Annotated in this window: 18 protein-coding genes; 6 read left to right on the top strand and 12 right to left on the bottom strand. The window is 55.5% G+C overall.

Annotation, left to right across the window (positions count from 1 at the left end):
• Positions 1-14 precede the first annotated feature (14 nt).
• Positions 15-350: a DUF2087 domain-containing protein gene (locus tag ABID47_RS14095; RefSeq protein ID WP_354497538.1), complete on the bottom strand. Its 336-nt coding sequence runs from the start codon at positions 348-350 to the stop codon at positions 15-17.
• Between the two features lie 389 nt (positions 351-739).
• Here ABID47_RS14095 and ABID47_RS14090 point away from each other — a divergent pair, with 389 nt between their 5' ends.
• Complete coding sequence (locus ABID47_RS14090) at positions 740-1,729, top strand: YpdA family putative bacillithiol disulfide reductase (protein ID WP_354497536.1); 990 nt, start codon at positions 740-742, stop codon at positions 1,727-1,729.
• A 75-nt stretch (positions 1,730-1,804) separates the two neighbouring features.
• The gene (locus ABID47_RS14085; protein ID WP_076167888.1) at positions 1,805-2,257 is read left to right on the top strand and encodes a DUF441 domain-containing protein; all 453 of its coding nucleotides are present in this window, start codon (positions 1,805-1,807) and stop codon (positions 2,255-2,257) included.
• 83 nt (positions 2,258-2,340) lie between these two features.
• On the opposite strand, the gene ABID47_RS14080 is transcribed toward ABID47_RS14085, so the two are convergent.
• Both ABID47_RS14080 and ABID47_RS14075 read right to left on the bottom strand, forming a co-directional pair.
• Positions 2,341-4,089: an ABC transporter ATP-binding protein gene (locus ABID47_RS14080; RefSeq protein WP_116231184.1), complete on the bottom strand. Its 1,749-nt coding sequence runs from the start codon at positions 4,087-4,089 to the stop codon at positions 2,341-2,343.
• An 88-nt stretch (positions 4,090-4,177) separates the two neighbouring features.
• A complete protein-coding gene (locus ABID47_RS14075) occupies positions 4,178-4,336 on the bottom strand; it encodes a hypothetical protein (protein WP_354497533.1) in 159 nt (52 codons plus the stop codon).
• A gap of 133 nt (positions 4,337-4,469) precedes the next feature.
• Between ABID47_RS14075 and ABID47_RS14070 the strand changes: the two genes are divergently transcribed.
• Entirely contained in the window at positions 4,470-4,985 is a 516-nt protein-coding gene (locus ABID47_RS14070; protein ID WP_076167894.1) for an ADP-heptose synthase, read from the top strand.
• Between the two features lie 149 nt (positions 4,986-5,134).
• Here ABID47_RS14070 and ABID47_RS14065 read toward each other — a convergent pair whose 3' ends face one another.
• The 6 genes from ABID47_RS14065 to ABID47_RS14040 form a co-directional block, all read right to left on the bottom strand.
• Positions 5,135-5,869 (bottom strand): DUF1961 family protein, encoded by a 735-nt coding sequence (locus ABID47_RS14065; RefSeq protein ID WP_354497531.1) that lies wholly within the window; start codon positions 5,867-5,869, stop codon positions 5,135-5,137.
• A 53-nt stretch (positions 5,870-5,922) separates the two neighbouring features.
• Positions 5,923-8,526 (bottom strand): exo-rhamnogalacturonan lyase family protein, encoded by a 2,604-nt coding sequence (locus ABID47_RS14060; RefSeq protein ID WP_354497529.1) that lies wholly within the window; start codon positions 8,524-8,526, stop codon positions 5,923-5,925.
• A gap of 286 nt (positions 8,527-8,812) precedes the next feature.
• Positions 8,813-11,158, bottom strand: a complete 2,346-nt coding sequence (locus tag ABID47_RS14055; protein WP_354498741.1) for a helix-turn-helix domain-containing protein — start codon at positions 11,156-11,158, stop codon at positions 8,813-8,815.
• A gap of 399 nt (positions 11,159-11,557) precedes the next feature.
• Positions 11,558-13,156, bottom strand: a complete 1,599-nt coding sequence (locus ABID47_RS14050) for an extracellular solute-binding protein (protein WP_354497527.1) — start codon at positions 13,154-13,156, stop codon at positions 11,558-11,560.
• Between the two features lie 132 nt (positions 13,157-13,288).
• A complete protein-coding gene (locus ABID47_RS14045) occupies positions 13,289-14,173 on the bottom strand; it encodes a carbohydrate ABC transporter permease (RefSeq protein WP_105443577.1) in 885 nt (294 codons plus the stop codon).
• Positions 14,174-14,199: 26 nt separating this feature from the next.
• Positions 14,200-15,162, bottom strand: a complete 963-nt coding sequence (locus ABID47_RS14040; protein WP_354497524.1) for an ABC transporter permease — start codon at positions 15,160-15,162, stop codon at positions 14,200-14,202.
• Positions 15,163-15,463: 301 nt separating this feature from the next.
• Here ABID47_RS14040 and ABID47_RS14035 point away from each other — a divergent pair, with 301 nt between their 5' ends.
• Positions 15,464-15,865, top strand: coding sequence for a hypothetical protein (locus tag ABID47_RS14035; protein WP_354497522.1), 402 nt, complete (start codon positions 15,464-15,466; stop codon positions 15,863-15,865).
• Positions 15,866-15,976: 111 nt separating this feature from the next.
• Here the strand turns inward: ABID47_RS14035 and ABID47_RS14030 are convergent, their stop codons facing one another.
• Complete coding sequence (locus ABID47_RS14030; RefSeq protein ID WP_145948987.1) at positions 15,977-16,300, bottom strand: HesB/YadR/YfhF family protein; 324 nt, start codon at positions 16,298-16,300, stop codon at positions 15,977-15,979.
• Between the two features lie 526 nt (positions 16,301-16,826).
• Here ABID47_RS14030 and ABID47_RS14025 point away from each other — a divergent pair.
• Positions 16,827-18,572: an ABC transporter ATP-binding protein gene (locus ABID47_RS14025; RefSeq protein WP_251674633.1), complete on the top strand. Its 1,746-nt coding sequence runs from the start codon at positions 16,827-16,829 to the stop codon at positions 18,570-18,572.
• A gap of 17 nt (positions 18,573-18,589) precedes the next feature.
• Positions 18,590-20,674 carry an ABC transporter ATP-binding protein gene (locus ABID47_RS14020; protein WP_354497519.1) on the top strand — a complete coding sequence of 695 codons (2,085 nt, stop codon included), beginning with the start codon at positions 18,590-18,592 and terminating at the stop codon, positions 20,672-20,674.
• A 365-nt stretch (positions 20,675-21,039) separates the two neighbouring features.
• Here ABID47_RS14020 and ABID47_RS14015 read toward each other — a convergent pair whose 3' ends face one another.
• Together ABID47_RS14015 and ABID47_RS14010 are read right to left on the bottom strand one after the other, a co-directional pair.
• Positions 21,040-22,908, bottom strand: a complete 1,869-nt coding sequence (locus ABID47_RS14015; RefSeq protein ID WP_354497517.1) for a sensor histidine kinase — start codon at positions 22,906-22,908, stop codon at positions 21,040-21,042.
• Positions 22,908-24,473 carry a response regulator gene (locus tag ABID47_RS14010; RefSeq protein ID WP_354497515.1) on the bottom strand — a complete coding sequence of 522 codons (1,566 nt, stop codon included), beginning with the start codon at positions 24,471-24,473 and terminating at the stop codon, positions 22,908-22,910. Before ABID47_RS14010 ends, ABID47_RS14015 begins: the two co-directional genes overlap by 1 nt.
• Between the last annotated feature and the right edge of the window lie 189 nt (positions 24,474-24,662).

Here is a 24,662-nt window from a genome sequence, read left to right as displayed (position 1 = left end):
ATTTCCGGACGAGCTCAAACCTGCTCCCACTTCGTCCACTGGTCCCGGGGGTTCATTTCATAAATGTCGTTATCCCGAGACATGTACCGGTGAATGATAAACTCGCGCCGGATCGTTGCGTAATCATCATGAAACTGCTGTATAAACGCGTTGATTTCTTTCTCCGTGTAACGGCGCCCCGGCTCAAGCTTCTCCACCAGATACTGCATGGCGATCAATTTCTTCTTGTACTGGGCTGGTATTTGCGCCAGCCTCCCGTCCGCCGCAAAAAAGTTTCTCAACACCGCCGCCTTCATGGCCTCGTTCACCGGATCGGAGGTTCCCTTCTGCTTTTCGTCTGCTTTACTCATATACATGCCAGCTCCCTTCATTGCTCATTCGATGTTCGGCCGGACCTCCTTTGATAAATCCCGTGAAAGGTTGGGTAAAATATACCGAGCGCTTTCCGGAAGGAACCAGGCTGCAAATGATCTCCTGCCATCAAGCCGGATAGCCCGCCGAAATACTAAAATCAATAATTTTAATAAACATCTAATTTGATATGTATCTAATATTATGTCGATCAAACCAATTTGTCAACGGCACATGTAAAAATCACCGTATATGCAGCATGTTCACGAAAAAAGATCAGCCGCGAGCCGCCATGTGCGGATCTCTATTGGCTGTCCATGGTGGTTTTTACCGGAAATTTGCGATACGATAAAACGTGAGTGGTTTATAGACAGAGGAGGAGAAATTCATGCAAGACGTCATTATTATCGGAGCCGGTCCATGCGGACTATCGGCCGCCATCGAATGCGGACGCCGCGGACTATCGACACATATTATTGAGAAGCACTGCTTGGTCCACTCCATTTACCTGTATCCGACCCACATGCAGTTTTTCAGTACGGCGGAGCTGCTGGAGATCGGTGATGTGCCGTTCCCTTCCCCGAACGAGAAGCCTTTTCGGTACGAGGCCCTGTCCTACTACCGCAAGGTAGCGGATCATTACGACTTGTCCATCTCCCAGTACGAAGAAGCGCTGTCCGTGGAGCGGCAGCCGGATCATTCCTTTGTGGTACATACCGTTGACCGCAGCGGACAAAAACATCAATATGAAGCCAGAAACGTCGTGATTTCCACCGGTTATTTCGACCACCCGAATTACATAGGTACCCCTGGCGAAGATCTGGATAAAGTTACGCATTACTTCCGTGAGGCCCATCCTTATACCGGGATGAACGTGGCGATCATCGGCGGCAGCAACTCGGCGGTTGACGCGGCCATGGAACTGATTCGCGTTGGGGCGAACATCCATATGGTCTACCGGGGCGAGGAGGTTTCCGAGAACATCAAGCCGTGGGTGCGCCCGGTGTTTGAAGCGATGGTGAAAAAGGGGAAAATAGAGGTCCACGTGCAATCCAAGGTCACCGAAATTCGGGAATCGTCCATCACCATCCAGGATAAAGACGGGCATACGACCGAAATCGATAACGATTTTGTGCTTGCCTTAACCGGATTCCGGCCGGACCGGAAGCTGCTGGCTTCCTGCGGCGTCGAGCTGGACGGAGATATGGAGAAGCCGCTGTTTAACCCGGAAACGATGGAGAGTAATGTACCGGGACTCTATGTGGCAGGCGTCATCGCGTCCGGCCGCAATGCGAACGAGGTCTTTATCGAAACCGGCCGCAAGCACGGCGGGCTGATTGCCGAGCATATCGCCGCCGTTCGGGCTTCGCAGCAATAACCATTTCACGGAAGTCAGTCCGCGTCGACATACACATCACAATGCGGCGGTACTTTCGGCTGTCAAAGAAAGGAGATGTTCCGTACGGATTTTACATCACTGATCCTGCTGATTCTCGCCGCCCTCGGCATTATCAGCAGCAACACGACCATCACCGTGGCGATGACCATCCTGCTGCTGCTGCGGGTGCTGCATTTACAGCAGGCGTTTCCCTGGCTGGAGAAGTACGGCTTGACACTGGGCATCATTATCCTGACCATCGGCGTCATGACACCGGTGGCCAGCGGAAAAATGAGCCTGCAAATGCTCGGAAGCTCCTTTCTGAACTGGAAGTCCCTGCTGGCGATCGCCATCGGGATGCTGGTCGCTTATCTTGGCGGCCGCGGTGCCTCCCTGATGTCAGCCAATCCGACCATCGTTGCCGGACTGCTCGTCGGAACGGTACTTGGCGTCGCCTTGTTCAAGGGCGTTCCGGTAGGGCCCTTGATTGCGGCGGGGCTGTTGTCCCTGCTGATCGGCAAAAGTTAAAAAAAGAGGCGCCCGCTATGGACACCTCTTCATAATGTTAAGAGACCCGGTCTTTTGAAGACGCGGGTTTCTTCTTTTTTTGTTTAAACCTCCAGGTGCTGCACATTATACAGCCGTGCATAACTTCCGTCCAAAGCCATCAGTTCGGCATGCGTTCCCTGTTCCGTAATCATCCCGTGCTCCATCACGACAATTTGGTCCGCGTGGGTGATCGTGGAGAGCCGGTGGGCGACGATCAGCGTCGTCCGGTTTGAAGCCAGCGATTGCAGCGCCTGCTGAATGAGATGCTCGGACTCCAGGTCCAGTGCGGAGGTTGCCTCGTCCAGCACTAGAATTTCCGGATTTTTCAAAAAAACGCGGGCGATGGCCAGGCGCTGCTTCTGCCCACCGGACAGCTTGACGCCCCGTTCCCCGACTTCCGTATCATACCCGTCCGGCAGATTCATGATAAAGTCATGGGCGTTGGCTGAAACCGCAGCCGCTTGAATCTCGTCCATGCTCGCCTCGGGGTTGCCGATCAGAATGTTGTCCTTCACCGACCCGCTGAACAGGAAGTTATCCTGCAGCACCATACCGATTGAACCCCGCAGGCTTTCAAGGGTCAGCTTCCGGATATCCTGCCCGTTAATGGACACGCTGCCCTGCTGAATGTCATAAAATCTCGGGATCAGTGAAATGAGGCTCGATTTGCCGCCTCCGCTCATACCGACGAAAGCGACGGTCTGCCCGTGCTTGATTTCGAGACTGATATCCTTGAGCACCCAGTCGCTGCCCTCGTTGTATTTAAACCACACCTCGTCAAACGAAATATGCTGAACCGGCCCCTGAAGGGTTTTCGCGTCCGGCGCATCGACAATATCGTACGGTTCCTTCAGCAATTCCATCACTCTTTCCAGCGAGGCGGAGGCCTGCGTCAGCACCGAGGAAGAGTTGATCAAACGCTTGAGAGGCGCATACAGCCTGTCCAGATAGCCGAAAAAGGCGACAAACGTGCCCAGGGTCAAATCATGATGGATCACCCGGTAGCCGCCGTACCCGATCACAAGCAGCGGGGCGATATCCGTCAGTGTGTTGATGATCGAGAACGTCAGCGCGTTCCATCTCGTCTGCGCCAGCGCTTTGTTCAGGAAATTCTGGTTGATGCCCGTAAACTGCTTATGATCGAAGCGCTCGAGGGTAAAGCTACGGATCACGGAAATCCCCTGGATCCGTTCATGCAAATACGCCTGAATGCCGGCAAGCGCCTGAGAACGGTCCTTGGTGAGCTTCTTGAGACGCTTATACAGCACATTGACCGCGATCCCGTAAAGCGGAAGAATGGCGATGGACACCAGGGTCAGCACAGGGTTCAGGTACAGCATCACCCCCAGCACAATCAGCAGTGTAAACATGTCTAGCCAAATGTTCATCATGCCGACCTCAACGATATTTTTCGTCTGCTCCACGTCGTTGATAAAACGAGAGATGGCCTCGCCTACCTTCGTATTCTGGTAATAGCGGAGCGACAGGCGCTGCAGGTGAGCATACAAGCGGTTCCGCATGTCGAACAAAATTCGGCTCGTGATCAGTTGGGCAAAATACTGCCGTAAATATTCGACCGGCCCCCGCACGATAATAAACAGGACGAGCGCGCCCCCTAAAATGAGAAACAGCCGGGTAACCTGCTCCGATACCGTCATTTTCGGGTTAAGCAGCAGGTCATCCACTACATATTTGAGAATCATCGGCAGCGTCAAAGGGATGCCGAATTTGATCATGCCGATGATCAGCGTACAAATAATCCATTTCGTATAAGGTTTAACAAACCGGTAATAAGCTTTCCAATATTCCAAAAAACATTCCCTCTCCTTTCTGGCTGTCAATCAGGCTAATGGCGTGGGTAGAGGCGAATATGCGCCGGCAATCCGGACGCCTCTTATATCATACCTTGTTCAGGTCAGCCGCATCCGCTGCTTGGCGCAGGATCCCATCCGCCCGGCCGCGGCATGCGGCAAACCGATGCACTCCTCCCCGTCCGGCGGGAAAGCAGCGGCCATAATCGGTCCGATCCGGGCTGAATTGCCTTTTCCTAACGCTCATGAGTTGACATTTCCCCCCTTCAATGATTAGATATCCTTAAATGTAAGATCGGACTTTGTTCCTGTATCGATCATTATACATTATCCCGGCAAGGTCAGCTTGGGTTAGATACTTAGGATTCAGGAGGTTCTTGATGTCTAGACAATTCGTTACAGAAGCGGTCATGGTGGCGATCTATGGAGAATTGCTCCAGACGAGCGTCCCGGTTGAATATATCGTGCCTTACACCAGCCTGCTGGAGCTGTATGAGCTTCAGGACAGCGACGAGCCGCTGATGAGCTCTGCGGAGGATGACAGGTACGTGAAGGCCAGAATCAAGGAGCTGACCGCCTATTTCGAGGAACCGCTGAACAAGAAAAAAATTCAGAAAGCGCTCCATATGCCTTGGGCCAAGAGTCCTTCGATCCTCCTTGGCGAATCGGCGCGGATTACGGTCATCAACGCAATGGACACCGCTCCCTATGGCGAGCTGTTCGACCCGGTTGAGACGGAGCTGCTGCTGTCCTCGCAGCGGGAAGAAGCCCCGGTGCTCACCGATCAGATCGAGCTGATCCAGCGGATCGTCGAGGCTGCTGTGCCTGTGCATGTTTTTGATATCGAGGATTTTCAGTTTGCGGTGGAAACCGATAACTATACGCAGCACATTTAATAAAGTCTCGATCAGCAGCAAAAACTCCTTTCCAGGCGGAAAGGAGTTTTTGTTTTATCTGGATTTGCGCCGCCCCACTTTTTACGGACAGCCCTCCACAAAGCCGAATCCAGAAGCATCCATCGGCCTGATCTATCAGGATGCGCCGGTTAAGGATCGCTTTTGGCATATACGGTTAAATTGGCATACTCGGCAATCAGCGGCGCCATCTGGCGGAAGCCAAGCTTGCCGCCTCCAAGCGGCGGTCCGTAGGATACTCCGTCCTCTTCCCACACAAACAAGGGGAGATCGTTGACGGCAAAGGTAATGCACCTCCCCTCCTTGACGATCAGCATCCGGTAAGGGCCTGCCGCATCCATCACGCCTGGAATGGGGTCAGCCCCTTGCGCCACCAGATGAAAGCCGTAGCTTTTGCGCAAATGGCATGTCTGAAACCTCCGCTCCTCCCTCCATTTCCTCCGGAAGTAAGACACGTGAAAGACGTTCATATCGCCATGATGATACTGATCGTATTCTCCCGTTCGCGGCTTGAACGAAGGGTCGAATAAATCCATGCCCTCCCTGCCGCTTGCGCTGAAAAACATGATCGCGAGACCCGGCTCGCGCACCGGCCAAAAATCCCAGGACACGGCGGCCTCCGCCGGAAAATCCTGCGGGCACCACAGCACAAAATTGGCGCGCTGCCCCTCGGCCTCGTCCAGAACGCTTTCGAGCCGCATCCGGCCCAAAGGAAACGTGACGGCAGCCTCTCCTTCCATTCGAAAACCGGCAGCATGCTCCGGCCTCGCGAGCGGATTCGCGTAAATCCTGTCCCACCCTTTAGGAATAAGCGGGCTGCGGGTGTCCTGCGTGTACCCGTCCCCGGTCGATGGATCTGTCTGCATCGGATATGCTTACCTCCTTCCCAGGGAGGCCGGAATGGCCTCCTCATCGAGCGTCATACCTGCGCTTTCTGTCCGGCCGATACCGCCTCTTCCGGCAGGGCGTCCGGGATCAGCGCCAGGCTGATGATCGTATTCAGCGACCACTGCGACGCCTCGTTCGTGTTCATCCAGTCAAACTCGCGCAGATCGTTAACGTAAGTGACCGCCGCGGCGTATTTCTCAAGGTCCGTACAGGCAAACCTATGCCCCAGGAGCGTCGACCAGGCAAAATCAGCCGTCCGTTGATCCTTCCGGTACCATGCCCCATACGCAACGAGCGCCAATGTCAGCACCGGATGCTCAAACCGCTGCGTGCTGATGGCCCCGCCTGTGATCTGGTCCTTTTCTTCCTGTGAGAGGTTATAGAAAATGCCGAAATCGGCCATCATTTCGTTCCATTCTTCATCCTTCAGCATGGCGGACAGTTCGAACCACACCTGCGGCGCGCCCATGCAGAGGGCCAAATGGCGGCCCCAGTTGTCGTCGCCCATCGGCGTCAGCACACCGGTTTGCGGATCATAGCCGTAGGTCGGACCGGAAATCAGGCCGTAATTGGCCTGCTTGATGCATGCAATGCCGGTCAGCAGCTTATCGCGGTAGAATGAATCCTCCTGCCGCTCCCAGCGGGTCATCCAGTTTGAACTGAAGGCCGCCCAGTCCGGGCCGACCCGGATATGCGTTTTGTGCTCGTCTTTCGGAAAATAGGCCCGCATCGGGTCGATGTGAACGGTCGTATAATCGGCGTCCTTCGTCTCGTCCATCATGTCTCCGATCCGTTCGTCCCCCGTCAAATAGTAGTAGTACCGGTGCAGGCCGGCCATACCGATCCGGGCTTCCTTGCAGCCGCATCCCCAATGCACGACGTTATGCCGGGAGCCGAGCCCGGCGTATTCGCCGAAATGGTATACGTCGACCTCACTCGTATGCCGCGTCATCGCTTCCGCCATCCGGAAAATATCTTCGCGTCCCGAGCGTAAAAACATCAGCCACAGCCACATGTTCGGAACCAGCTCCGTATTCTGCCACGCGCAGCCGCCCAGGTCGTAGTTCCAGACGTGGCGGGCCGGATCGTAGCTGTGCATGAAATCGCCGTAATCCCAGAACCCGTACCAACGCCGCTGTTCCACCTCCCTTTGGTAGAAAGCGATGATGCCGTCCAGCCTCTCTTCCAGACGTGCTTTGACCGGTGTCCCCCGGTCCGGCAGGCTCCAGATGCCGAATGCACCCTGACTGTGCAGGTAGTCGGGGTCGCACGAAAGCTGCGGAGGTGATTCGTTATACGCCGCGTAAGCCTCCAGTTCCGCCGGCGAAGGAGTCGATTCGCGGCACCAGATCGTCAGCTCACTCGTGTTCGCGATGCCGTAAGGGGTCGCCCTCATCTCCTCCGCGCCTTCGTACGACGATTCGACATGCGTCTTCGTATCGTAATGGCGCATGTCCATGGCCGGAGCTTCCGGCGACCAGAACCAGGCGGTCAGCTGCGCCTCGTCTCCCGTCAGCCCGTGCGCTTCCATGCCGGCGGGGTGCTTTTGCCAAAAATGGCGCATGGCCAGCGCCAGCCCCCCGCCTGGACCGCCGACGTAGGCGACGCCTCGCGCTCTGCGGCCTTCGGCGGCTTTGACCCAGCTGCAGCCGGGCTGCGTCCGCTTGGCCATCCGGTAATGATCGGCCGAGAGCTGCGCCAGCTTAAAGCCGTCCCAGCAAGCCGATTCGTCCAGCAGGTTCATAAAATAATCGTCGTCCATTTGTTCGCCGGTCAGCATCTCGCCATCCAGCTGACGCTTGAACAGCTCCATATATTTGCCTTTCGTCCGGCGCGTATGCAGCGTCTTCGGCGATTCGCTCAAAAAGCCGGTATCGCCGGCGAACCGGACGTGGCGGTTATAGAGCTTCTCCCGCATCGGCAGCGCGAAACGGATTCCGAGCCCTTTCACGAAGTCTTCGTTCGGATTGCCGTCGTAAAAAAACGTGTGCACGATCCGGATGGACTCCAGCCCCGCGTGAGCGTATAGCCGCAGCGAAAACGGCAGCCACTCCCCGGTCCCGTTCACAGCTCGGTGCCGGCCCGTCAGCTTGACGACCGCTCTCACCGGACCGGCCTGCTCCACCTTCGCTGAATAAATCCGGGATTGATACCGCTCCTCCCGGATCGTGCGCACGCCGGTCAGCTCGCTTACGCTTTCCTTGATGGCGACCAATTCCCCGCTGGAGCAGACGAGGCTTCCGCCCCGGTGTATGCTGCCTATAATCCGGCTGCCGCTCTTCGGAATATGAAAAGAAAAAACCCCCGTATTCACATGGATGCCTTCATCCGTCTCGCTTACGGACAACGAAGGTGCTGATGCCGCTTGTCCGGCTTCCCCTTTCCCGACGGCATACCTAGAGGGTACTCCCGCGGGAAAAACCGCCGCATGCGCCGTCCATTTGACACTGCCGTCCGGCCAATACGCGGCCGGCCAGCTCTGCAGGGTGGGAGCTTCACCGCCCTCCTGCACATGCAGCGCCAGCGGCTCGTCTCTCCGCAGCTGTCCTTCCTTCCACGGCATGCCCCAGGTCACCCCGGCCGGAACGGTCGGGGCGTCCTTCAGCCACCGTACGTTTACTCGGGTTTCGTTCATGGACTCATCTCCTTTTGGCAATTCGTTTGCTTCCGATTTTTGTCATCACGCCTTCAGTGTAGAGAACGGCCATTTTCCCGGCAATGACACTTTCTTGGCGGGCCCGATACGGCAGCATTGCACGTTTTCACCCGGCTTGCACATTCTTGAAGGAGGGCGGGCAACCGTGGAATACATCCTGAATAGTGTGCTTGGCGGGGTTCCGCGAACTGTCAGCGCATAAAAAGCCGGAAGCGGTTTCCTGTTGAACCGCTGCCGGCTTCTTCCGTAACTGTATCGCTGACGCCTATTCCGCCCGGCTCAGCTCACGGTAGCGGGTTGGCGTCATCCCTTCAAGCTTTTTAAAGATCCGGTTAAAATAGCTGTGCTGGTAGCCGACCTGCTCGGCGACGGTGTTGATCTTCAGCTCCGATTCCCGCAGCAGCTCCTTCGCTTTTTCCAGGCGCAGCTCGGTCAGATAATCGATAAAGTTTTTACCGGTAACCCGCTTAAACGACTTGCTCAGGAAAAAAGGATTCGTGCCGATATGGTCGGCACAGTTATCGAGCGAAATATCGAGCATGTAGTTCTGCTGCATGTAGATCATCGCCTGCTCCATCAGCTGTTTGACCTGGCAGTCCGACCGGTTCGTCAGCTCCTGCATGAACGGAGCGATGACCTTCGCCTCGAACCAGTCCCGGAAGGCGGCCGGCTCTTTCATCTGCGAGAGCTGCTCATACAAGTTGGCGCCTTTGAACAGCCGGTTCGGCTGGATGCCGGATACAAGGATCGCATGCTGTACGGATCCAAGCAAATGGAGCATTCCCTGCTGGACATCGATCGCCTTCGCTCCTTGTACGGACAGCGCATCCTGAAAGTCGGCGAGCAGAGCCCGGGCATCCGCTTCCTGTCCGGTGCGAAGCGCCTGCAGGAACTCCCGCTCCAGCGTAAACGGATACGGAGGCTCGGCCCCGTCTTCGTAGTTCAGCTGTTCCATATCGATGATCTGATTGTCATGCTCGAAGTTGCGGAAGCTTGCGGCATGCTTCACCCCTTCAAAGGCGAGCGGAATGTCGCCGATGCGGTTCATGGTCCGACTGACGGCGATGGTGACGCGCATGTTGAGCAGCCGGTTGACCGCTTGCGTCAGCTCCTCGCTGAACACCTTGATCGGCTCTGCGCACGGCTCGCCTTCCGGCAGGATCAGCAGTACACCCGATCCTAGATCGTGGAAATTGATCGTGCTGCTCTGCTCGAAATGGACGGCTGCCAGCTCTTCAATCATGTTGACCGACGCAAAAGTGACCAGTCCCTCGTCTCCGAACTTGAATTTCCCCTCCATGGCTGCGATGCCCGTCAAATGAACGTACAGCACGACGAACTGCTTGCCGTGCACCTGCCATCTGTACCGTTCCATGCGCGAGCGCAGATCCTCCTCCGAATAGGCGTACAAATACCCCTGCAGCAGCTGGTGGAGAAAGCTTTCCTTCACGTGGGGCAGCTGCTCGAGCAGCTTGGCGTTCAGCTCCCGGCTCTCCCGGCTTAAGTGCTGCCACTGCCGCTCGATGATGGCAAATTCGTCGACGCTGCCCATTCCCGCTAAGGAAGCGTGCGGCTGCAAATTCGCCATCAGCCTTTTGACCGGCGAATACATCCGTTTCGAGGCGAGCCATGCCAGCAGCACCGCCAGCAGGAGAGCACTCGCGCTGACCGCCAGAATGACTTTGGATATCAGCACGACCGGGGCCGTAATGTTCGTAATCGGCGAGGCTGACACGTACAGCCAGTTGTCCATGATGCGTGCGAAATAACCGTATGTGACCGCATAGGTTTTGCCGTTCCATTCAAAGAGAAAGGACCCTCGGGCCTTCCCATCGGATTCCACATCACCGCGGACCGCCTTGACAAAAGGCGAATCCATCCGGTTGCCGTTAGCGGAAACGTAGAGGCCGCCTCCCGCTTCCATCAGAAAGTTCTCCCCATCAGCATAAGGAGTCAACGTCCTCAGCACCTCTGCGACTTGATCGTTGTCCAGCCTGACGACCAAGGCCCCGAGCGGATTGGAGCTGCCACCCGGGATGAGATGCACAAACGTCAATTCCGTCCTCCCCTGCTGATCTGGGTCAAGCGCCTGCTGTGTCCAATACGTCGTCTTCCCCGCATCCATCAGACGTTCGTATCGGGAGATGAGCTGCCGGTCATTCAAGGCGGAGTATTCCGGATAAAACAATATCGGCTGGTCTCCGCGCAAATAAAGGCTGACGTTATGGATCATCGTATTGGAGCCCTGCATCACCAGCAGCGTGTTCGTGATGTCGCGCGTTTTTTCAAAGTCGCGCACGAAGTCGTGGCCCCTCAGCGATTCATCAAAGCGCGAGTCGAACGCCCAGTGCGCCAGCATCATTTCGAGATTGGACAGCTGCTTATCCATGTTCAGCGACCGCTGTTCGATCTGGTCATTATGAAGCTTCAGCAGTTCCTTCTCCAGCCTCCCGCCAGCCATGGAGTACACAAAAATCCCGGTGATGATCCCGGGGATGCCAGCCACAACCAAGAACATAACCAGGCTTTTTCTGTAAAAGCTGCCCGATCCGCCGCCAGATAAGCGGGCCATTAGCGACTTCCATCCATTCATCGTCAGCTCACCAACCATATCCAAAATTTGTCGTCCCCGCCTTTATGGCGAGCCTAATGCCCTTTAAATATGTAAGCGTATACAATTAACCATACTTAAAAAAACCCTTTAGAAAACAGTACCCTCTGCTCCACGGGTATGTCCAGCATGAAATCCGAGAAAATCGTTCAAATAACCGGGGATAGGGAAATAACCCCACGACGTGGGGCTTTCTGCTTGCTGCGAAATCAGGTGTTTTACGGGACCCCGAATATAAAAATGATGTTCGAAAAAAAGAGGCCGGAGCCTCTCCAATCCGTTCACGGCCCCCGGCTAAAGGATACAGCTCCAGTCCCCCAGCCGGTCACCGCTTCAGCCACCGTCGCTAGGCGGACGATTTCTTGGGACAGCCGCTCTGGTCATTTACGCTGGGGCCGGTCAGGACTTCGAGGCGGCGTACAGCTCGTTGATTTCCTTCACATAATCGTCGCCGCCTGATTTTTTCCACAGCTCGATCGCATCGCGCCAGCCCTTCTCGTCGATCTGGCCGACGATAAATTTGATTCGGGCATCGTTAATGATGTTGCCAAGCTGCTGCCCTTTTTGCGCGTACACTTCGGAAATGAAAGGCTCCGCCGGATTGGCGACGATCGTGTCCCGGTTTTTCAATTGAACCTCCGTCTGCTTCAAGCGAAGCGGCGTTTGGGCTACCTGGAGTCCTTTGCCTTCCGGAATGTACGGCACCATCTGATTCAGCCCTTCGACTTCCGACTCGAGCAGCACCGAGTCCGAGCTTCTCTCCAGCGTCTTGTCGTCGATCTTCTTGTAATGTTTGCCTTCAAGCCCGAAGCTGGTCAGCGTCTGCAGGTCCGGTTCGTTCAGCTGGTCGAGAAACTTCAGGAGGCGGTCGACCTCTTCTTCGCTCTTTACGCTCGATTTCGGGATGGCCAGCAGGCCGGCAAAACCGGAAGTCGGCAGCGTATGAATTTGTCCGTCCGGACCGGTGACGGCGCCGAACACGTCCACGTACTGCTCCCTGGAATCTTCTTTGCCCGCGTCCTTAAGCGTGGCATGAATCTTGTCGTCGGCGCGGGCCGCTCCGTCCACGACGTCGATAATGGCGCCGGCTTGGCCATTCACCAGCGGATCCGTCCACTTGGCTGAATCCATCACGGCGAAATCCTGATTGACGAGCTTCTCGTCGTACAGCTTTTTCATAAACTTGAGCGCTTCGAAATACTCGTCGTATTCGAATTCCGGCACGAGCTTGCCGTCCTTTTCACCCCATACGTTCGGCGCACCGAACCACAGCTTGATCTGGTCGAAACCGGCTCCCCAGCCTGCAGTCCATTTGACCATCACCAGACCGTACGTGTCGTCCTTGCCGTTGCCGTCCGGATCCTTCTCCTTAAACGCCTTCAGCATATTATAGAAATCGTCGATCGTTTTCGGCTGCTGCAGGCCCACCTTCTCCAGCCAATCCTGGCGGTAATATACGCCGTTGCGGCCCAGCTCACGCCCGCGGTAAATACCGTACGTTTTGCCGTTAATCGAGGAGTTGTTCAGGATGACTTCATTGGCCTGGCTGAGGTTCGGATAATTTTTCATCTTGTCGGTCAGGTCCCAAAAAGCCCCTGATTTTACGGCGCTCACGAAGCTCGGACCCTTCGAATCCGGCACGTAAATAATTTTCGGCAGATTTCCGGAAGCAAGCGTAATGTTGAATTTATCGCCGTATGAAGCGTTCGGCACCCATTCGAAATGGATGTCCGTGTTCGTCAGCTTCTCGAGCTCGGCGGCGACGGGGCTGTCATCCTTCGGATAGTTCGTTTTAAAAATCGGGAGCATAATGTTCAGCTTAAGCGGCTTCTCCGCCTCCGCGGAAGCGTTTGCAGAAGGAGCTGCGGACGAGCCGCCCGAGGCGCCCTCGCTGCTGCCGCCGCTGCCGGATGAGCAGCCTGCGAGCGCTGCGGCGCAAACCGTGCTCAAAATGAGAAATGTGGACACGCGTTTCGCTTGCTTTTTCTTTTTCTTCACGAAAATAGCCTCCCTTTAACGTTAGATCATATTGCAAAACCGCCCGGGCTCCAAGCGAAAAATCAGTGCAGATGTGTATAAATTCCGGAGCATTTCGGCGGGATCACACGGTGAACCGCCTGACTTTTACCTTTAACCTTTGACCGAACCCAGCAGAACCCCTTTGGCAAAGTGCTTTTGCAGGAACGGATACACGCACAGAATCGGAATGGTGCCGACGACGATGACGGCCATTTTGATCGATTGGTCCGGCGGTTTCACAAAATTCGGGTCCATCGAGTTCAAATCGCCCGCGGCCGCCTGTGACAACAGGACGATCTGGCGCAGCATGACCTGCAGCGGCCATTTTTCCGGATCGTTAATATACAGCAGCGCTGCAAAGAAATCGTTCCAATGCCCCACGGCGTAAAACAGGGTGAAGGTGGCGAGAACGGGCATCGAGAGCGGCAGCACAATCCGCCATAACAGGCCCAGCTCCGAGCAGCCGTCGATGCGGCCCGCTTCCTCAATTTCCTTCGGAATTTCCTGAAAAAAGTTTTTGACGATGATCAAATTAAACGCACTGATTGCACCAGGCAGCATGAGCGCCCACAGCGAATCGAGCAGGTGCAGCTCCTTGACGACCAGGTACGTCGGAATCATCCCTCCGCCGAACAGCATGGAGAAGATGACGAGATTGAGCACCAGATTGCGGCCGTAAAGTCCCCTCTTGGCCAAGGAATAGGCCATTGTGACCGTAAAAAACAGATTGACGAGCGTACCGATAACGGTGACGTAAATGGAAACGCCGATGCTCTTGACGATCGTCCCCGTCGAAAAAATAAACTCATAGGCTGCCAGCGTAAAGGTTTTCGGGATAAAAAACACCGCCCGCTGCGTCAGCTCCGCGTCCGAGGCGAAGGAACCCGCAATGACGTAGACAAAAGGTAGCACGGCGGCCAGCCCGAACAGCGTCAGGACGATATAGTTAGCCACGTCAAACGTAGCGCCGGCCGCGGTCCTGTATTGCTTGGCCATGGATGGATTTCCCCTTTCTGAATGGGTTAGTACAGTCCGGACTCGCCGAATTTTTTCGCCAGCCAGTTCGTGCCGAGCACGAGCGTGACGCCGACAATCGATTTGAACAGCCCGACGGCCGTACTGTAGCTGAACGCGCCCTGCGTAATGCCCATCGCGTACACGTAAGTGTCGAACACTTCGCCCACCGTGCGGTTGAGCGGGTTCAGCATCAAATAGATTTGCTCAAAGCCGTTATCCAGCACGCTGCCCATCCGCAGGATCAGCAGGATCACGATCGTGCTGCGGATCGCCGGCAGCGTCACATGCCAAATTTGCCGCCAGCGGTTCGCTCCGTCGATCGTCGCCGCCTCATACTGCTCCACGTCGACGGCCGCCAGCGCCGCCAGGAAAATAATCGTCCCCCAGCCGCATTCCTTCCAGATCGTTTGCAGGATAATCATCGGCCTGAACCATGACGGATCGGACAGAAACTGGATTTTGTTGCCCGTATATTGGAAGAGCAGCTCATTGACGGTGCCGCCCTCCGTCGTCAAAAACACGTAAGTCAAGCTCGCCACGATGACCATCGAAATAAAATGCGGAACGTAGATCATCGTTTGAATGGTCCGCTTGAAGAATGCGAGTCTGACTTCGTTCAGCAGGAGCGCCAATATGATCGGAGCCGGGAAGAAGAAAATCAGATTGTAAAAAGACAGCAGCAGTGTATTGCGCAGCAGCATAAAAAACTCGGGGTTTTCAAAGAACAGGCGGAAATGCTCGAAGCCCACCCATTCGCTTTTCCAGAACCCGGTGAACGGCTGATAGTTTTGAAAGGCCAGCAGCACGCCCCACATGGGCACATATTTGAATATTAAAAAATAAAGCAAGCCGGGGAGCATTAACAGGTATAACCATTTGTCCCTGCGCAGCCTGGCCGCGATGCTCGTGCGGTAAACCGCCGGCTTGGACGCTTGTGGAAGATTCCCTTGGGCCGTCGCCTGCTCCATCGCTTTCCACCTCCATATGTGTTCATCGCCTCGCGAGCGTTGTGGCCTAATTATGAGTCAGCACTTTCTTTTCCGGCAATGAGACATTTTTGAAGACTCCTGCAGTGTGGGTTTACGGCATGTTTTAAAAAAGTGCAAAGCCGGCAAAAGAGTGTTATACCGCCATATTCGCGCTGCAAAAATATCCGATTGCCTTCAGCGCGGCCCCTTTCTAAAGTGGGGTTGGTAACCATACAGCGAAATGGGGTGGAACGCAAATGATGAATAAGCTTTATCACGGCGCGGCTTTTTATCCGGAATTGTGGAGCGGCGAAATCGTCCGGGAAGATATCCGACGGAGGCGAAAAGCGTCGGCACGCTCATCGACGGTCCATCGCCGGGCTTGTCCTTCCTGACGGAAATGAAGCGGGGGCAAGGCAGAATCGTGCTGCTCGGCTCGCTGCCTGCAGGAGACGAAGGCAGCGAGATGCTGGAGCGGATGCTGGTCCATTACGGGAAAGAAGCGAACGTAAAGCGGATGGCGGAAGTGACGACCGGCACGATCGTAGCGCCACGCGAATCGGAGACGGAGGAAATACGGGTGATTGTCAACATGAACGGGGAAGGCGAGAGCGTGACGCTGCCTCGCGAAGGATTCGACAAGCTGAGCGGCGAGCGTTCACAACAGGCCGGATGGAGGTCGGCCGCTATGAATACCGCATGATTGCCTTCCCCTCCGGCTCCCCCAAGAAGTGACGTGAATGGCTCCATGCCTTGCAGCCCGCAAATAGAAAAGCCGCATTCGCTTGGTTTAGCGAGTGCGGCCGATTCAGCATCATGATGAAGTGGCGGAAGTGTTATGTTCGCGCTCCGCTTCATATACATATTCAATGTCATCGTAAGCTGCCAAATAATTGACGACCAGATCGTATCCTTGCAGATACCAGGTATCCTGTTCCTCTATAAAAAAGGCCACGCCCTCAAGCTCTTCCTTCAGCACCGGATGCTCCGGGTTCTCCACGGAAATGCCGAGCGAAAATCCGGGATGCAGTCCGCCGCCCGAGCTGTAGCGGGGAAAAAAGCGAAGCGCCGCGCCCTCTGCCAAATTCAATTCTCGTTTATACCAGCGTGCAGCGTCTGGGCTGATCCGCAGTTCCATCTGGTTTCACTCCCTCTCTCTAATTCTGTATGTTCATAAGTACATCATAACATTTTTTTGCGGATTCCTGAAAATATAAATTGACAGCTCTCTTGACGCGATGATAAAATTTTCTGCATACGAGATCCGTTTTCAATTTATTCCCAAATGAACCCGACAAGGTCGTGTCCTTGATATGCAAGCGCTCCCTGTTCGGGCTCAAGACCAACATCAACAAGAAAGGGTGAGTTCTGTGTTCAATATGATAAATTTTCATCCACGCAACCATCATCAAGATCTTTATCAATTGAATACTGGAGCAGCCCTGCTGGTGAGGCCTTCTTAAGGAGCGCGATGAAGTCGTGCCTCTTGGAGCCATTGAATGTTAACCTTCCGCGGTACGGCTGCTCACACTCAACCGTACGCATGATAAATGTAGGATTGCAAGGCATATCGTCCGTATACGGATGGTATGCCTTTTTTAATTTTCCATGAACTCCGCAAGCAAGAACTGCCGGCATTTTAGACATGAGAGGAAGTGAAAGTTTTGTTTTCCGTACTTAAAAACCTGGGCTGGTTTTTCCGCCAGGAAAAGAAGCGTTACCTGATCGGTTTGATTATGCTGATCCTCTGCGGAATCGGCGAGCTGTTTCCCCCGCGTTTTCTCGGAAGCGCTATCGACGAAATCGTCCGCGGTTCGATTACCTGGACTTCGCTGACACGGTATATTGTGCTGATTCTCGGTACGCTCACCGTGATTTACATCATCACCTACATATGGATGCACAAGCTGTTCGGCGGCGCTAACCTCGTGGAGCGTATCCTGCGTTCCCGCTACATGAACCAGCTGCTGCGCATGGTCCCTCCGTTCTTCGAACGGAACCGGACGGGTGATTTGATGGCCAGAGCTACCAACGACCTGCGTTCCGTCGCCAACACGGCGGGCTTCGGCATGCTTGTGATGACAGACTCGACGGTGTACCTCAGCGTCGTGCTGCTGGCGATGGGCTTTCTCATCAGCTGGAAGCTGACGCTCGCCGCCATCCTGCCGCTGCCGTTTATCGCCTTGGCCATGAAAATTTACGGCAAGGTCATTCATGAACGGTATACGGCAGCGCAGGACGCGTTCGGCGACATGAACGACCAGGTGCTGGAGTCGGTCGCCGGGGTGCGCGTCATCCGGGCGTACGTTCAGGAGCGTGAGGACCAGCGCCGGTTCAAGGAAATTACGGACGATGTGTACCGCAAAAACATGCGGGTCGCCAAGCTGGACGCCCTGTTCGAGCCGACCATCCGCTTATGCGTAGGCGCAAGTTACGTGATCGGCCTGGCTTTCGGCATTTATCTCGTTTTTAAAAATCAAATTACCCTGGGGGATCTCGTATCGTTCAATATGTACCTTGGGATGATGATCTGGCCGATGTTTGCGATCGGTGAGCTGATCAACGTCATGCAGCGGGGCAGCGCCTCCCTCGACCGGGTTAATGAGACGTTATCGGTCGTGCCGGACGTTCAGGATGCGCCCGATCCGGTTCGGGTGGAGCGTCCCGACACGATTGAGCTGCGGGATGTCACGTTCCGGTATCCGACCTCATCGGTCGACAATCTGAAGCACATTAACCTGACCTTGCATAAGGGCCAGACGCTCGGCGTCGTGGGACGCACCGGCAGCGGTAAGTCGACGCTCTTGAAGCAGCTGCTGCACGAGTATCCGACGGGAACAGGCGATATTCTGATCTCGGAGGTTCCGATCGAGCGCATTACCCAAAACCAGCTTCACAGCTGGATCGGCTATGTTCCGCAGGAACAAATCCTGTTCTCTAAATCGGTCCGGCAAAATATCCAGTTCGGCAAATTCCAGGCTGAAGACGACATCATTATGGAAGCGATCGCGACAGCTGCGTTTGACAACGATCTGCACACGCTCGCAGCCGGACTTGACACCCTCGTCGGCGAGAAAGGCGTATCCCTTTCCGGCGGCCAGAAGCAGCGCGTATCGCTTGCCAGGGCGTTCATCTCCGATCCGGAGATCCTGATTCTCGATGACGCCCTCTCCGCGGTCGACGCCCGGACCGAGGCGCGGATCATCGAAAATATCCGCAAGCAGCGCTCCGGCAAAACGACGCTGATCTCCACGCACCGCCTGTCCGCCATCGAACATGCAGACTGGATCGTGGTGCTGGATGAAGGAGCCATCGTCGAACAAGGAACCCACGCGCAGCTGCTCTCCAAGGGCGGCTGGTACCGCGAGCAGTTTGAACGGCAGCAGGTCGAAAACAATTTGTCCACTTAAAAATGAGGTGTAAACCTATGAATTCTAAAGCTAGCGTAGGCAAGCGGCTGTTCCAGTACGCCCTATGCGCCAAAGGCATCTTTATCGCGGCCATCATCGCCCTGGCGATCGGCGTCGGCGCCGAGCTTGCCGGCCCGTTCATCGCCAAGACGATGATCGACGATCATATGCTGGGCATTGAAAAGCCATATTTTGAAACGACATCATCTGAAAACGCCGTATCCTACAACGGCCATTATTACAAGCGCGGCGACCGCTTCGGTGAAGGAGAAGCCAAAGGCCAGGAAGTCCGGCTGCTGCAAACCGGACGGGACTTTTATTTTGTCAACCAGCCCGTAGCCAATCCGGACGGGGAGCGCAAATTCGAGAACGGACAGCTGACGATCAGCCGCGGCGGCGCTGTGGAGACCTATCCGGCCGCCAAGCTGTCCGCGAGTGAGCTGTATTCCTTCTACAAGCTGGAAATACCGGGTATTTTGAAGCTCGTCGGACTGTACTGTATTTTCCTGGTGATCAGCATCTTTACGGAATTCGGCAAAACGTACTGGCTGCAGTCTTCCGCCAATAAAGTCATCCAGAAGCTGCGGACTGACGTCTATGCGCACATGCAGCGGCTGCCGGTATATTTCTTCGATACACTGCCTGCCGGTAAGGTGGTCTCCCGCATTACCAATGACACCGAAGCGGTCAAGGACCTGTTCGTTGCGGTGCTGTCGAACTTCAGCTCGGGGATCATCTACATTACCGGGGTGTATATCGCCTTGTTCCTGCTGGATGTCCGGCTCGGCCTCGTCTGCTTGTTCGTCGTCCCGCTGCTGATCGTATGGATCGTGCTCTACCGGAAATTCGCGACCAAGTACAACACGATCATCCGGTCGCGCTTAAGCGAAATTAACGCCATTATCAATGAGTCCATTCAAGGGATGTCCATTATCCGCATATTCCGCCGGCAAAAGCAGACATCCGAAGAGTTTGAAGCCTTGAACGACGACTATATGAAGCATCAGAACAAAATGCTCAATTTGAATGCGCTAACGACACACAATCTGGTCAACGTGCTGCGCAGCTTCTCCTTTGCCGTGATCCTTTGGTACTTCGGCTTTGGCACGCTGACCGGAGGCAGCGCCGTGTCGCTCGGCGTGCTGTACGCCTTCGTCGACGTGCTGGGGCGCCTGTTCCAGCCGATCACCGGTATGGTCAATCAGCTCGCCGCCCTGGACTCTTCCATGGTCTCGGCCGGCCGCGTATTTACGCTGATGGATGAGCCGGGCGAAGACGTGACGGACGGAAGTATGCCGCGGTACAAAGGCAACGTTGAGTTCAAAAACGTCTCCTTTGCCTACAAGGAAGACCATTATGTCCTGAAGAACATCAATTTTGAAGCGAAGCAGGGGCAGACGGTTGCTTTGGTCGGCCATACCGGTTCCGGCAAAAGCTCGATTATCAACCTGCTGTTCCGGTTCTATGACCCGCAAAAAGGGACGATCACCATCGACGGCCAGGATGTGACCGCACTGCCGAAGCAATGGCTGCGCCATCATATGGGCATCGTCCTCCAGGATCCGTACCTCTTCACAGGTACGATCGCCTCGAACGTCAGCCTGGGCGACGCCAAAATATCGCGCGAGCAAATCGAAAAGGCGCTGCGCGATGTCGGCGCCGAGCGGATCCTGGCGCATCTGCCGCAGGTCTTCGATGAGCCTGTCGTTGAGAAGGGCAGCACGCTCTCGGCGGGGCAGCGCCAGCTGATCTCGTTTGCGCGCGCGCTCGCCTTCGATCCGGCGATCCTCATTCTCGACGAGGCCACGGCCAACATCGATACCGAGACGGAGAGCCTGATCCAATCCGCGCTGGAGGTGCTGAAGAAGGGCCGTACGACGTTCATCATCGCGCACCGTCTTTCGACCATCCGCAGCGCCGATCAGATTCTGGTGCTGCATCGGGGCGAGATTGTCGAGAAGGGCAGCCATGACGAGCTGATGAAGCTCGGCGGCAGATACTACCAAATGTATCAGCTTCAGCAGGGCTCGGGTGCAGCCGCACCTGCCCCGGACAGCGGGATCAAGGCACAGCCGCCGGTTCAGGCGCCTTCACCGGTGTAATTCGCCGGGTGACACCATACAGACTGCATCCAGCGATTCTTGACCGTGGTCATCCCACGGCCATGTGACCACTATGGGGTTAACATTAAAAGAACGTATACGAAAAACACTAAAAAGGGAGCGAATCCGTGATCGGATCGCTCCCTTTTTAATGCCATGAGCATACACTAAGTAACCATTCCATTACTACTTCTGTTTCGCTGATAATGGACGGACATGCTGTTACACCTTACACCACTATGCCTCTTCTCGGTCGTTTCGGCTTTGCGCTTATCCGGCTCCGCCATCATCCCCGTACGGCTTACGGCTGTTATGCAAGATTGTTACAGCGGTTTCCTCAGCTGCATCTCCCGTTTCTCTCCTGCTCATCCGGTCCTCCCGATATGGTCATGACCGTTCTGCCGTTGTTCGCCCCGGCTGCGCGGCTGCACCGGAATCCGGATCGTCACGCAGCTTCCGATCCCCGGCCGGCTGTACAGGGAGACGCCGTAATCGCTGCCGAAATACAGCTTGATCCGGTCGTTTACGTTCCGGATGCCGTAACCTTTGCGCTGCTGCGAGGTGCCTGACCCGGCCGTGCCCGCAGCCGAGCCTGAACCTGAGCCGGACAGCTCCTCCACCCGCTCCCGTGTCATCCCGCTGCCGTCGTCGATGATCTGGAAAACGATCGAGCCGGTCCCGGCGTCCATCCGCCCGACAACCCGGATATAAATCCGGTCCCCGCGCCAGGCATGCTGCAGCGCGTTCTCGATGAACGGCTGAAGAATCAGCTTCACCGTCATAAACTTGACGATCTGCGGGTCGATGTCAAAATGCACCTCCATCCGCTCACCGTACTTGACCTGCTGGATATCGATGTATGCCTGCGCCTGCTCGATTTCGTGATAAATCGAAATGACGGTCTGCCCTTCATTCAGCGACAACCGGTAAAACTTCGCCAGGTTCATCACCATCTGATGCTGCTTATCCACTTGCCCGAACTTGGCCAGCCGGCTGATCGATGAGAGCGTATTGTACAGGAAGTGCGGGTTGATCTGGGCCTGCAGCGTCTCGAGCTCCGCTTCCTTTTTCTTTAGATTCGTGACGTAAACTTCCTGGATCAAATGCTCTGTCTGCTCGCCCAGCTTGTTCAGCGAGCCGGCGATGATCGTAAATTCGTCGTTCCCCCGGTAATGGATCCGCTTGTGGAAATCCCCCTGCTGGAAACGCTGCAGCACCGACACGACCTTGGACACCCTTCTGGAAAAGAAGCGGGACACCCCGTAGGCGACAATTGAGATCAATCCGACGCTGAGCAGACAAATGATCAGCGTAAGCAGGTTCACCTTGCGCGTGTCCTGGTCTACCACGCTGTTCGGTACGTAGGCAGCCAAGTTCCAGCCGAGCTCCGGCAGCGTTTCCTCCAGCATCGTATAGCGGCCCAGATCGATCTCCATCTTGCTCCCGGGTTCGGAAGCCAGCAGCAGACCGCTTTCGCCGGAAGCGTACATTCGCCGGCCTCCCTCCCCGCTGATCGACAGCATGCTGCCGCTGCCGATTTTGCCCGCATCGACGCTCCGGAAAATTTCGGACAAATAAACGCTGATCCGGATAAACCCGATCGTCTCCAGCTTCATTGGATCGCGGGTATCCACCAGCCGCCGCAGCAGCGAGATTCTCCCGAACATGCCGTCGTCTTCCACCTGCCTCCATACGACGGTTTTGCCGTATTCCTCCGGAGGAAAGTCAGCGTACCACGGTTTGTTCTGAATCCGGTTCAAATGGTACAAATCCCAATGATTCCCCCTGGTCAATGGGTCCGTCCCCTGCGGGTCGGCGTTATAGATTTCGGGCAGCGTTTCGTTTTTTAAATAAATGCTCATCCAGATCCGCAGGTTGCTCGAATCCGTGACTTGGCGGAACTTTGGAATCAGAAGCTTTTTTGTCGTCTGGTAGCTGACCCAGCCCTCCTCGTATCGCATCAGCTCCAAGGGCATGCTTTCGTCAAAGTACAGCAAGTCCGACAGCCGCTGCGTGTCCTCCATTTTATAGGCGATGTTGTCACGGATCTGCTTCAGCGTCCCGGTCAAATTCGTGTTCATTTGCTCGCGGTAGGAGTTGACGAGGATTGTATTGGCGATATAACCGAACATAAAAATCGGCACGATGATCAGCACCAAATAGGAGATAAACAGTTTGACGCCAAAGGGCAGGAACAGCTTCCCGCCTGGCGGCCTCATTGCCGCGCGCCTCATTATACGTTTCTCCGGAACTGGCCCGGCGTCATGCCGAACACCTCTTTAAATTGCCGGCTAAAATAGGGCATATATCGGTACCCGACCCGGTCGGCCACTTCGTAGACCTTCACTCTGGGATCCCTGAGGAGCTCGCCCGCTTTCTCCATCCGCAGGTGAATGACGTATTCACTGAAATTCGTGCCCATCACTTCCTTGAAGAGCGTTCCCAAATAGTTTGGGGAAAAGCATAGGTGGTCGGCGACCTCCTTCAGCGTCACATTTTCATGCAGCTGCTCTTTCACGTACCGGATCATTTCGTCAACGAGCTTCGAGCTTTTCTTCTGCTTACGGCGCTGAATAACCTCTGCGGCGGCAAAGAGCCGTTTTCGCAGCCAGGAACGGATATCGTCGATCGTCTCGAGCTGCAGCATCACATCCGGACTGCCTCCCGTTTCCTCTTGGAGGGCGTTCGCAAGGCTCTCGTTGATCGCCCGGAGGTGATGCTCGAGCCCAAGCAGGATGTGCATGACGAAATATTGGATTTTTAGCTTCGACCTCATCCCGGCCGCAGCGGCGAACAGCCGGTCGATTTCGTCGCTGACCGTGACGAGATCGAAGTTCACTACAGCGGTATACAGCGGCTCTGGCGGCAGAGCGGTTTGGGAAGGCTGCTCGAGGGCATCGTCCCATTTCAGTTCCCCATGGCGGATGACCCGGCCCTTGCCGGCAATCAGCTTGCACGACAGCGCCTCCAAGGCCTCACCGTAAGAACGGCGCAGCCCGGTCAGATTTACCGCTTCTTCTCCTACACCGACCGTGACGGAGAAGGGATGCAGCTCTTGAATCCGATCCGCCAAAGCCGACAGCGCTTGTAAGTCCACCCCATCCTCGATCAGCACGAAAATCCGCCGTCGCGAAGTTTTGCACACATGCCGGATCCGGGCCTCGGTGAGCAGCGGAACCAGCGAATCGTAAAATCGGTTGAACCATTCCTGCTGGCGGTGTTCCGGCATCGGGTCGAGCTTCCAGCTGAGGTCGTCCAGCTCGACGGCGGCCGCACGCACCGGCCATCCTAAACGGTCAAACCCGTAGCTTTCCTGCAGCACCCCGGCAGCCTCTTCGGCTTCCGCGCCTTCGAGAAGCTTCAACAGATAGTCGTTTTTGGCGATTTCCCGGTAAGCCTGTTCGTTCTGCTGCCGCCGTTTCTCCTGATCAAGCTGCTGCACGACGGTGCGCAGCGCATCGGTCAGCTCCTTATCGTCCATCGGCTTCAGCACGTAGCTGAACGCATTCAGGGCTATCGCCTCTTTGACATAGTGAAAATCCTGGTAACCGCTCACGAAAATAACCCGAAGCCGGCCAGCGAACTCCCGTGCCTTTCTGGCCAGCTCCAGGCCTGTCATGCTAGGCATATGTACGTCTGTTACTAAAATATCGACCGGCTGGCGTTCCAGCAGTGCCAAGGCGTCAAACCCATTGTTCACCGCGCCTGTCACTTCCAGCCCCAGTTCTGCCCAAGGAATAAAAGAGCGCATACCCTCCAGATCAAGAATCTCGTCATCCACGATCAACACCTTGTACATGAGCTCATCTCCTGATCATTAAAATGAATACTATGGTCAGATCCCGGCTTCAGACAAACAGCCGTTCATCCGTCCCACGCGATCATGCCATCTACCCTGAATACGCCCCGGACGCTGGAGAAGCGAGCAGCCGCCCCGGGTCGGGACGGCATCCTCGCGATTAGAAGAATTAGTATCATTATACTAGAA

The sequence above is a fragment of the Paenibacillus favisporus genome, from assembly GCF_040545415.1.
Classification (GTDB): Bacteria; Bacillota; Bacilli; order Paenibacillales; family Paenibacillaceae; genus Paenibacillus_AQ; species Paenibacillus_AQ favisporus.
Note: the sequence above shows the minus strand (reverse complement) of the source record. Positions and strands in the feature narration are given on the sequence as shown.

Coding starts and splice junctions, on each gene's coding strand:
- ABID47_RS14095 (WP_354497538.1), bottom strand. CDS start 350: ATGAGTAAAGCAGACGAAAAGCAGAAGGGAACCTCCGATCCGGTGAAC.
- ABID47_RS14090 (WP_354497536.1), top strand. CDS start 740: ATGCAAGACGTCATTATTATCGGAGCCGGTCCATGCGGACTATCGGCC.
- ABID47_RS14085 (WP_076167888.1), top strand. CDS start 1,805: ATGTTCCGTACGGATTTTACATCACTGATCCTGCTGATTCTCGCCGCC.
- ABID47_RS14075 (WP_354497533.1), bottom strand. CDS start 4,336: ATGAGCGTTAGGAAAAGGCAATTCAGCCCGGATCGGACCGATTATGGC.
- ABID47_RS14070 (WP_076167894.1), top strand. CDS start 4,470: ATGTCTAGACAATTCGTTACAGAAGCGGTCATGGTGGCGATCTATGGA.
- ABID47_RS14065 (WP_354497531.1), bottom strand. CDS start 5,869: ATGCAGACAGATCCATCGACCGGGGACGGGTACACGCAGGACACCCGC.
- ABID47_RS14060 (WP_354497529.1), bottom strand. CDS start 8,526: ATGAACGAAACCCGAGTAAACGTACGGTGGCTGAAGGACGCCCCGACC.
- ABID47_RS14055 (WP_354498741.1), bottom strand. CDS start 11,158: ATGGTTGGTGAGCTGACGATGAATGGATGGAAGTCGCTAATGGCCCGC.
- ABID47_RS14045 (WP_105443577.1), bottom strand. CDS start 14,173: ATGGCCAAGCAATACAGGACCGCGGCCGGCGCTACGTTTGACGTGGCT.
- ABID47_RS14040 (WP_354497524.1), bottom strand. CDS start 15,162: ATGGAGCAGGCGACGGCCCAAGGGAATCTTCCACAAGCGTCCAAGCCG.
- ABID47_RS14030 (WP_145948987.1), bottom strand. CDS start 16,300: ATGGAACTGCGGATCAGCCCAGACGCTGCACGCTGGTATAAACGAGAA.
- ABID47_RS14020 (WP_354497519.1), top strand. CDS start 18,590: ATGAATTCTAAAGCTAGCGTAGGCAAGCGGCTGTTCCAGTACGCCCTA.
- ABID47_RS14015 (WP_354497517.1), bottom strand. CDS start 22,908: ATGAGGCGCGCGGCAATGAGGCCGCCAGGCGGGAAGCTGTTCCTGCCC.
- ABID47_RS14010 (WP_354497515.1), bottom strand. CDS start 24,473: ATGTACAAGGTGTTGATCGTGGATGACGAGATTCTTGATCTGGAGGGT.